The 3,074-nt window shown below is 60.8% G+C and carries 5 protein-coding genes; 3 read left to right on the forward strand and 2 right to left on the reverse strand.

Annotation, left to right across the window (positions count from 1 at the left end; genetic code table 11):
* Window positions 1–471: SDR family NAD(P)-dependent oxidoreductase (locus HX846_RS27380; RefSeq protein WP_178966482.1), on the reverse strand; the 471-nt coding region annotated here is incomplete at its 3' end.
* A gap of 97 nt (window positions 472–568) precedes the next feature.
* Here HX846_RS27380 and HX846_RS27385 point away from each other — a divergent pair.
* The gene (locus HX846_RS27385; protein ID WP_004371170.1) at window positions 569–1,465 is read left to right on the forward strand and encodes a LysR family transcriptional regulator; all 897 of its coding nucleotides are present in this window, start codon (window positions 569–571) and stop codon (window positions 1,463–1,465) included.
* A gap of 24 nt (window positions 1,466–1,489) precedes the next feature.
* Window positions 1,490–1,846: a DUF2784 domain-containing protein gene (locus tag HX846_RS27390; RefSeq protein ID WP_178966483.1), complete on the forward strand. Its 357-nt coding sequence runs from the start codon at window positions 1,490–1,492 to the stop codon at window positions 1,844–1,846.
* On the opposite strand, the gene HX846_RS27395 is transcribed toward HX846_RS27390, so the two are convergent.
* The gene (locus tag HX846_RS27395) at window positions 1,833–2,801 is read right to left on the reverse strand and encodes an SDR family oxidoreductase (RefSeq protein ID WP_178966484.1); all 969 of its coding nucleotides are present in this window, start codon (window positions 2,799–2,801) and stop codon (window positions 1,833–1,835) included. The genes HX846_RS27390 and HX846_RS27395 overlap by 14 nt on opposite strands.
* Window positions 2,802–2,897: 96 nt before the next feature.
* On the opposite strand from HX846_RS27395, the gene HX846_RS27400 reads away from it, so the two are divergent.
* Window positions 2,898–3,074: LysR family transcriptional regulator (locus HX846_RS27400; protein ID WP_178966485.1), on the forward strand; the 177-nt coding region annotated here is incomplete at its 3' end.

Genomic DNA, 3,074 nt, shown 5'->3' on the forward strand with positions numbered 1-3,074 from the left:
CTTGGTCGCATTGTAGAAACTCAGCGACGGGAACGCCGCCACACCGCCCACCGAGGAAATGTTCACGATGCTGCCCGAGCGCCGGGCGCGCATGCCGGGCAAGGCCGCGCGGGTCATGGCGCTCAAGCCCCACACGTTGATTTCGAACATGTTGCGCACGTCATCCAGGTCGCTTTCTTCGAAGGAGCCGAAGTAGCCGACACCGGCGTTGTTGACCAGTACGTCGATATGGCCGAAACGTTCTTCAGCCGCTTTGACAGCCGCCTCGACCTGGGCCTGGTCGGTAACGTCCAGCGTCAGGACCAGGGCGTTTTCTTCGTGACCGGCAACGATGTCTTGCACCTGCTGCGGATTACGCGCGGTGACCACGGTCGGGTAGCCGAGGCTCAGGGTGTGCAACGCCAGCTGGCGGCCGAAACCGGTGGAGCAGCCAGTGATGAACCAGACGGGTTTTGCGGTGGAAGTCGTCATAAAGGGCCAATCCTCGTGTGTGTAGGAAAAGTATGCGCGCCGCTGTTCTTGCTAAAAAGATGCATAATCCACAAGGCCCTTTCGGAAATACCACACAATGGACACGCCCGATTTTCAGCAGTTGCGACTGTTCCTGCAGGTCGCCCGCTCGAAAAGCTTCACCCAGGCGGCCGACGCCAGCAGCCTGTCGGTGTCGACCGTCAGCCATCGCGTGCGCGCCCTCGAGAAACAGTTGGGTGTGCAACTGCTCAACCGCACCACCCGCAGCGTCAGCGTGACCGAGGCCGGCGAGCAGTTGATCCAGAAGATCACGCCGCTGCTGGAAGAACTGCAAACCAGCCTGCACAGCGTAGCAGCGGCGACGGTCGACGCCGCCGGCACCTTGCGCCTGAACATTCCCTCCACCGCCAGCCGAATGGTCCTGCAACCGTTGCTCCAGCGCTTCCTGCGCAAATACCCGGGCATCAACCTGGAAGTGGCGGTGGACAACAGCCTGGTGGACATCGTCGCCCAGGGTTTTGACGCGGGCATCCGCTACGACCATGTGCTGGCCGAAGACATGGTGGTGGTGCCGGTGGCGACGCAGTTGCGATTCGTCATCGTCGCCACGCCGCAGTATTTGCAAGGGCGCAAACTGCCCACTCATCCCCACGACTTGCTCGAGCATGAGTGCGTCAACTACCGCAGTGCGCAGACCGGCTCGCTGCACCGCTGGGACTTTGAAAAAGCCGGCAAGCAGATGCGGGTTACGGTAAAAGGCCGGCTGGCGACCAACGATGTTGAATTGATGGTGCGCGGTGCGCTGGACGGGTTTGGCTTTGCCTACGTGGCGCGCTCCAGCGTCGAGCAGTACCTGCAACGCGGTGAGTTGGTGGAGGTGCTGGACGACTGGATTGCCCACAGCGCGCTGTATTTGTATTACTTCAACCGTACGAACACGCCGAAGAAATTGCGGGTGTTTATCGAGTTCCTGAAGGAAGAATTCGGGACCTGATCCATTCAAAAAGCGAACCCCATCATGCTCTACCGCTTCGCCGCCGACGGCCTGGTGCTGTTTCATTTGTCGTTCATTCTGTTCGTGCTGTTTGGCGGTTTGCTCGCCCTCAAATGGCGACCGGTCATGTGGCTGCATTTGCCTGCCGCCGCGTGGGGCGTTGCCGTTGAAGTGTTCCATCTGCCCTGCCCGCTGACCCGCTGGGAAAATCTGTTTCGTCATTTGGCCGGGCAGGACGGATATGACGGCGGCTTTATCGAGCATTACATCCTGACCCTGATCTACCCGGCCGGGCTGACGCCGCAGATTCAATTGGGGCTGGGCGCGCTGGTGCTGTTGATCAATATCGCGGTGTATGTGCGATTGATCAGGCGCTCCTAGGCAAGCAACCAATACCAACTAACGTCGCCTCAACCGCCTCGTCCAACGGTGTGTGGGGTTCGCTGCCCAGCACCTGCACCAGGCGGCGGTTATCCATGCGTACCTCGGTTTGCCACAGGTAGCGCATCTCCTGCATCTCGCGGAAGGTGGTGACAAAGGGCGCGGCCAGTTTCAGCAGCCACCACGGGAAAGCACGTACAGAAGGCTGTTGGCCGGTCTTGCGTGACACCACCCGCTGAATCGCCTGGCTCATCTGCCGACCGTCCGCATCTATGTGCCCCGCCATATGAAAGCGGGCGAAGGCATCAAGGCTGTCGCGGCGTGCAATCAACTCGACCATGGTCCTCGCCACATCAGGCAGGTAAGCCCACTGATGCCCCACGCCTGGCGCTCCCGGATAACTCACGCTGGCCACCGGTTTTGCGGGTTTGACCAGGCCTTGGGAAAACCAGCTGCTGCCGGCCTTGGCGCCGAAAAAATCGCCTGCCCGCACGATCAGCGCCCGTGCGCCCTGCTGGGTCGCCTCAAGCAAACGCTGCTCCATCTCCACCCGGATCGCGCCCTTGCGGGTAAGGGGATGCTGCGGCGAATCTTCCTCCAACCGCGCAAAGGCATCAGGCCCGAAGTTGTACACCGTGCCTGGCAAGACAATCGTCGCCCCTTCCGCGACTGCCGCCGCGATGCTGTTGTCGATCATCGGCAGCACCAGCTCTGCCCAGCGCTGATAACCAGGCGGGTTGACCGCATGCACGATCACCGAACAACCCCGGGCCGCTGCGACGACTTCCCCACGGTTCAGCGCATCACCTTTTATCCAGGTGAAATCGGCATTCTGCTTGTGAGCCTTATCCACATCCCTCGTCAGGGCGCACACCTGCCAGCCCGCAGCGAACAACTGCCGTGCCACCTCACCACCAATCCCGCCTGTCGCGCCCATTACCAGAACCTTGTTCATGCTTTTTCCCCTGAGGGTTGTGTGATGGGGCGATTCTGTTCGCCGGCGAGCTATAGAGGAATTGCCGAAGATCATCCAGACGCTATACATTTATGCATGGCATCAAATATTGGTTGGGAGCTTTACCGGTCGTTCCTCGGGGTACTCAAGGAAGGATCGTTGTCGGGGGCCGCACGGCAGCTCGGCATCACGCAGCCCACGGTCGGGCGGCACATCGCTGCGCTGGAAAAATCCCTCAACGTGGTGCTGTTCACCCGCTCCGCCAGCGGCCTG

Origin of the sequence: Pseudomonas sp. K5002, from assembly GCF_013386655.1 — a bacterium.
Classification (GTDB): domain Bacteria; phylum Pseudomonadota; class Gammaproteobacteria; order Pseudomonadales; family Pseudomonadaceae; genus Aquipseudomonas.